This window comes from Holdemanella sp. (genome assembly GCF_056804935.1).
On the sequence record NZ_DBMEXE010000078.1, the window covers coordinates 1 to 6,624 of the forward strand.

5 protein-coding genes are annotated in these 6,624 nt (G+C 33.9%); 1 reads left to right on the plus strand and 4 read right to left on the minus strand.

Annotated features, from left to right (window positions below; all coding sequences use genetic code 11):
- Window positions 1–74: 74 nt before the first annotated feature.
- Entirely contained in the window at window positions 75–3,239 is a 3,165-nt protein-coding gene (locus ACZQCL_RS04970) for a DEAD/DEAH box helicase (RefSeq protein WP_482482009.1), read from the minus strand.
- A gap of 90 nt (window positions 3,240–3,329) precedes the next feature.
- Here ACZQCL_RS04970 and ACZQCL_RS04975 point away from each other — a divergent pair, with 90 nt between their 5' ends.
- A complete protein-coding gene (locus ACZQCL_RS04975) occupies window positions 3,330–3,746 on the plus strand; it encodes a GNAT family N-acetyltransferase (RefSeq protein ID WP_482482011.1) in 417 nt (138 codons plus the stop codon).
- On the opposite strand, the gene ACZQCL_RS04980 is transcribed toward ACZQCL_RS04975, so the two are convergent.
- The 3 genes from ACZQCL_RS04980 to ACZQCL_RS04990 all read right to left on the minus strand — a co-directional run.
- A complete protein-coding gene (locus tag ACZQCL_RS04980; RefSeq protein WP_482482013.1) occupies window positions 3,743–4,972 on the minus strand; it encodes a pyridoxal phosphate-dependent aminotransferase in 1,230 nt (409 codons plus the stop codon). The genes ACZQCL_RS04975 and ACZQCL_RS04980 overlap by 4 nt on opposite strands.
- Before the next feature lie 2 nt (window positions 4,973–4,974).
- Complete coding sequence (locus tag ACZQCL_RS04985) at window positions 4,975–6,048, minus strand: chorismate mutase (RefSeq protein ID WP_118114575.1); 1,074 nt, start codon at window positions 6,046–6,048, stop codon at window positions 4,975–4,977.
- Window positions 6,049–6,172: 124 nt separating this feature from the next.
- Window positions 6,173–6,624 (minus strand): M3 family metallopeptidase (locus tag ACZQCL_RS04990; protein WP_482482015.1); only part of this gene is annotated, 452 nt, incomplete at its 5' end.

The following is a 6,624-nucleotide window of genomic DNA, read 5'->3' on the forward strand; positions in this document are numbered from 1 at the left end:
AATCCCTTTCATTACTTCTATTTTAACACACTTTTATAAAAAAGAACTATATATTTCAAAAAATTATATAGTTCCTATTCCATAGAGAATAAATCCCTCAATTCTTCCTTGGATAAAGTCGAAATGCCACCATTTGAATTTTCGACAAATATATCACTCATCTCTTTTTTGCGCTTCTGCATCTCATAGATTTTCGCTTCTATTGTGTTCTTCATCAACAACTGATACACTAACACATTCTTTGTCTGACCAATACGATACGCACGATCTGTTGCTTGATTTTGCGCACTCACATTCCACCAAGGATCATAATGAATCACAGCTTGTGCCTTAGTCAGATTTAGCCCAGTTCCACCAGCCTTTAATGAAATTAAGAATACATCCGAATCATCACTCTGAAAAGCATCTACTTCTTCTTTACGCTTCTTCTTATCAACTGCACCCGTAATCATATGGTATTTGATGCCTCGCTGATTAAACTCTTCGATAAAAGAATCAAAAATACTTGTGAAACTTGAAAACAACAAGACTTTCTTACCATTCTCTTTTAATGTCTCAATCAATTCAAGACACATTGTAAACTTTGTACTCTCACCCTTATAGTTTTCATATAACATTCTTGGTTCGCAACAAATCTGACGAAGACGCGTCATCATCGCGATGATCAAAATCGAATCCACTTGTTCCAATTCTAATTGTTGCTGAAGCTGCTCATTGACTTGAGCAAGATTTGCAAGATACAATTGCTTCTCCTCCGGACTAAAGTTTAACCATATATCTTTCTCAACCTTATCCGGTAAATCCTTCAACACTTGTTTTTTCGTTCTACGCAAAATAAATGGCGACACCAACTTTTGAAGTTTGGACTGTCTGTCATCATCCCCCATCTGAATGGGTTTCTCAAAATTCTTTGTGAAATAATTCAAACTATATAGATAGCCTGGCAACAAGAAATCAAAGATACTCCACAATTCACTTAAACTATTCTCAATTGGCGTTCCTGTTAATGCCAAACGATGTTTACTTTTTAAAGCCTTTACACTTTGCGCATTCTTTGTCTTAGGATTCTTAATAAACTGTGCCTCATCTAGAACAATATATTCAAATTCCATAGGCATATACAATTCAACGTCCCTACGCAAATAATCATATGTCGTAATATAGAGTTCGTGATTTTCCTGAATAATCTCTTTACGCACTTCTTGCGTTCCCGTAACACAAACAGCGTCCACACCAATCTTAAACTTTTCAATTTCTGACATCCAGTTATACATTAGACTACTTGGACATACAATCAAACTCGGTTTATCCTTTGAAACAAACTGTTCATAAAATACCAATACTTGAATAGTTTTTCCAAGTCCCATATCATCGGCAAGAATTCCATTTAAATTCATGTTTTTCAAATCATACAACCATTGAATGCCCTGCTGCTGATACGTGCGCAATAAAGATTTATATTCATCCTTCAATTGAATCGTTTGTTCTTTCACTTTCATTAATCGATCTGTATATTCTGTAACTGAATCATCATTACGAACATCCAATTCTGAATCCACATCTATTAAATGGAAAGCCTGATATGCTGGTTTTTCAATTGTTTCTTTCTTGAAATCCTTAGTCGTTAAATTCATTGTAGAAGCCAATTCATTCAACTGTTCTAAACCTGTATCTTCCAAATCAATCATTTCACCATTCTTTAACTGATAAAACTTTTTCTTCTTTCGATACGCATTTAAAATATGCGACAATTCATCTGCGTTCACATCACTATCTAGTTCCATCTTCAATAAATCATTTTGAACATAGACCTTTACACTTAAATTCATACTGCGACGATTCTTTAAACGTTTCAATTCCTCAGACACATACACATCCGCTTGTTTTTGAATCAAAGGAATTCCATGATCCAAAAAATTATATAACGCATCGCTTCGACCTTTAAATACAGCCTTATTATCTTCAATCTTTACCGCATAATGCGAAATAATTGCTTCTATACTGGCAATTTGGTTGGAATCTGTATTTGTGAAGAAACTCTTTTTTTGATTATTTTCTAGATAGTTTCCCCATACAATCATATTCGCATTTTCAAGATCTGAATACACACGAATATTCTCAATTACAGTCGCATATTTTTCTACATCTACATTCGTTTCTAATTGAATATAATCCATATATGGCTGCAAGCATTGTAAGTAAAAAGCTCTAAAATCACTTTTTTTAATCAACCAACCATCTTCTTGCGAAATATTATACGCAAGTGAAGCTAAAAAGCCATCCGCATCCAATGTATATCGCGTAATATTTTTATAATCCACTACATACAAATGTTTATTACCAATTAGAAAATTATCATCCAAATCTACATTGAATTCGAAACAATCATCATATTCAACCAATTTTATAACTAATTTTATATCTTTTTCATCCGTTTTAAATTCGGTATGGTCATTAGGCAAAGATACATTTAAATCAAAGAAATCATCCAGACATTCCGAATAGATTTCCCCGTCTTTTTGCCAATCTTTTGAAAAAGTATATTTCATCAAAAATGAATAAATCTTTTGACTTGGCTCATCCAAATCTTCTGGATTTAAATAAATCTGTGTGTTTTTCCCAAAAGATTCCAATTTCTTTTCAAAAAAGCCTCGCATTAAAGCTTGAATATTCTTTACTGTATATGCACGATTCACTTGAATCTTTAATTTAAATGCTGCCTGATCATAATAATACGAATTTGTAGGATGCAACGTCAAACGAATTCGATTCTCGTTTTCCTTAAAGAAATTGTTAACTTTATCTTCTTGTTTTTCTTTTAGAAAATCAAATGCCGCCTGATTCAAACTATGAATTCTACGACGCTTTCTTTCCAATTCTTCCTGACGATTTTTTTCTTCAATATATTGCTGATACTCCACACAAAACGGAAAAGTCTGGGGATTGATCGCATTAATGGCACGCACTACACTTACTAAATGCACACACCCTTTATGTGTCTCTTGTGTACAAGTACAATTTGTAGTTAATATCGTACCATATTCATTCACTCTAAAGTTAATAATTTCCTCATTCCAACGCGTTTGAATAATAGCCTTTACTTCATAATATAAAATCCGATCATGCACTCTTTCAATTGAGATACGCTCAATCTTACCTGCATAATAAGGATCATTTGCCTCATAATATATCCATGAATTTTTAATAAAACGATTTAAAGATTCTTCATAAATACGCATACTTCTTCCCACCTAACTTACTCCTTATTATATCATAATTTGACTTTCTATTTTTGAGTTGTTAATGTATCAGAAAGAAAGAGGAATAATATGAACGCAAAAATTTTTACAACCTTTCCACAAGATGCCAAAGACATTCGTATTGAAGTATTCATGAAAGAACAAGGCTTTGAAAACGAATTTGATGAAATCGACACTATTAGTCATCATATCGTTGTCTTTGATGAAGGAAAACCCATCGGAACATGCCGATTCTTCAAAGAAAACAATCATTACACTATTGGAAGGGTAGCCGTATTAAAGGAATATCGAAATCAACATATAGGTAACCTATTAATTAGAACAGCTGAAAAAGAAATCAAAAAATTACATGGAGACTTAATTGTGGTACACGCACAAGTTCGTATCTGCCCATTCTATGAAAAACAAGGCTATATTCAGTTTGGTCAAATTGACGATGATGAAGGAGTCCCACATATGTGGATGAAAAAAAAGATACAGTATTAAGCTACTGTATCCAAAATATCCTTCATCTTTTTTGCGAGTCCCTTTGTCTTTTCAACCGATAAAGAACAAATCGCAACACGAATACCCAAATTTACTTTGACGGTAAAAATGTTGTTTTCCATTAATGCCTCATGGAATTTGTCACGTGTTTCATTATCCATAGATAAAGTTACGAAGAATCCTTCTTTGTAAGGATAATGTTTTAATCCCACTTCCTTCGCTTCTTTGACAAAGATATCTCCACGTTCTTTTAATAAATTTACATAGTGCAATCTTTCTTTATCATACGCATCTTTATGATTGTCTAATACATCTACAAATGTAGCCATAGCTCCATTGTTGATATTTGACCAAGTCGCACGCGCATCCTTTTCAAACACAATTTTTACTTGTCGAACTGCTTCTTTTTCTTGTCCTAACACAATGGCGGCTCCACAACGAAGGCCATAACTTGTCATTGATTTTGATAAACTAAATGCGACAATTACGATAAAATTTTTCTCAATTTGATCAAACTGTGCAAAATATTCTTTCGCCTTTTCTTGTCTAGAAGAAAAATCAATATACGCAATATCATTCAACAATACTACGGCATGTGTTTTTGAACATTCATTCAAGAAAGAAATGACTTCTTTCCATTCGTCTTTACTCAAAGAATACCCTGTAGGATTGTGGCAAGGATCATTGATCACAATGACTAAACGATTTTGTTTTTCCATCACATTTTTACATGCCGATTTAAAAGAGTTTAAATTAAAGTGATCTTCTTCAAATAAACTATATTTTTCCACATTCAAATTGTGCATCTGCGCCATTAGTGCATAAGATCCCCATGCAATTTCTGGCAAGACAACTGTTTGTCCCTCATCTAGACACTCTTGTAAAGTCATACCAACGGCACCGGTTCCTCCAGGTGTTGCGATAACTTCATGTTCTAAGTGTGAATTTCCATTCAATACCCAGTCATATACTTTTTGTCTAAAGTCTGGATTTCCTGTAAAACTAGCTGCATAGGCTGCCAATACTTTATTATCCAAGTTTTTTAATGAACTAAATACACTGTCTAAGGCAACCAAAGTTCCCTCTTCATCATATAAAGAACCAATTGTCGCGTCTACAACATTTTCACTTCCCACCTTAGCCTTAGCCTCTTTTGCCTTGGCAACAATTGAGAATACAGTATCTACGATTGGTGTTTGATTGACACTTTCCTTCACAAAATTCATACTTATTTTTCCTCCTTTAAAGTATATGCTCCCAATACTTTTACACTTTCACACACAGACTGTACCTCTCGAATACAATCATTTGCCTTTGACATATCCCCTTCAATTTCGACAAAGAAGAAATACTCAAAAGGTTTATTTTTCATCGGTCTAGACTGAATACTTTCCATATTCAATCCATTCTTGGCAATACAATCAATGATCTTTGCCAAAGCGCCACTCTCATGTTTAACCGATAGAACCATACTAAAGCGATTGCCCTGCATTTGTGGCTTTAATCCAATTACTAAGAATCGCGTTGTGTTAGTCGCATTTTCTTGAATGTTTGTAGCCAACACCTTTAAGCCATACAACTCTGCATTTTCCTTAGCACCAATAGCTGCTTTATGCACATCCTGTTGTGCTGAAATATATTGGGCTGCCATCGCCGTATTTGGATAGGCCACCGTTTGTACATTTAATTCCTTTAAAAATTCTTTAGACTGTGAAAGTGCTTGATCCTTTGAATAGACCCACTCCACATCTTTTAATGTACTGCCCGGAATTCCAAGTAAACATTGTTCAATCTTTTGATCATAAATTGACTGAATATACACTGGATATTCCATTAATAAATCTAAGACTTCTCCAACCAATCCAGAATTCGTATTCTCAAAAGGAATCACACCATATTGTACGTCTGAATGGACAACCATTTGAAAGACTTCCTCAAAACTAGAAACGCCCACTTTTGGATTGGAAGGAAACAACTTCTCGCTCACCATATGCCCAAAGGCACCTTCAACTCCACAATATCCAACTTTATCATGCGACTGCAACGTTCTTTGATAGGCCTTCGATTCTTTCATAATGAACTTTATAAAAGACTCATAATATTCTTTATAATCTGGATTCTGAATAAACTGCAGATTCTTTTCAATTACAACCTGCTCTCTACCTGAATCTAGAATTGGTAAATCATTTTCTATTTTATACGCAATCACATCCTTAACAGCATCCAATCGTGCTTCATACAGCTTAGCCATTTCACGATCGATCGCATCAATTTGTGTACGTGCTTGTTCTAACTTATTCATTAGTTCACCTCGTGAATATCATACCATAATTTTCATACATTTTCTGAAAATGAATGTATCATTTTTTAGTCATTCATCTATTACTAATTTTAAAATGACTAAAAATAGAAAGTCAAACGACTTTCTACTTCATAATACTCTCAAATTCATCAATTAAAGAATCAAACAATTCAATCGCATCTTCAATTGGTTTTGGACTTGCCATATCAACCCCAGCCATACGCAATAATTCGACTGGAGACTTTGTACATCCTCCCTTTAAGAAAGATAAGTATGCTTCAATATCAGCTTGTGTTCCATGAAGCAATTTTTGTGATAGAGCCATAGCTGCACTAAATCCTGTCGCATATTGGTATACATAGAAATTCATATAGAAATGTGGAATACAAGCCCACTCCATACTAATTTCATCATCCACAATCACATCTTCTCCATAATAGAATTTATTTAAATCCGCATAGATTTGATTCAATGTATCACTTGTCAAAACTTCGTTGTTTGCTGTCTTTTCATTGATAATCTTCTCAAATTCCGCAAACATACACTGTCTAAACAATGTGGTTCTAAATTGTTCCA

Bases quoted from the DNA above. Each gene is read 5' to 3' on its own strand.
- ACZQCL_RS04970 (WP_482482009.1), bottom strand. From the start codon at position 3,239: ATGCGTATTTATGAAGAATCTTTAAATCGTTTTATTAAAAATTCATGG.
- ACZQCL_RS04975 (WP_482482011.1), top strand. From the start codon at position 3,330: ATGAACGCAAAAATTTTTACAACCTTTCCACAAGATGCCAAAGACATT.
- ACZQCL_RS04980 (WP_482482013.1), bottom strand. From the start codon at position 4,972: ATGAATTTTGTGAAGGAAAGTGTCAATCAAACACCAATCGTAGATACT.
- ACZQCL_RS04985 (WP_118114575.1), bottom strand. From the start codon at position 6,048: ATGAATAAGTTAGAACAAGCACGTACACAAATTGATGCGATCGATCGT.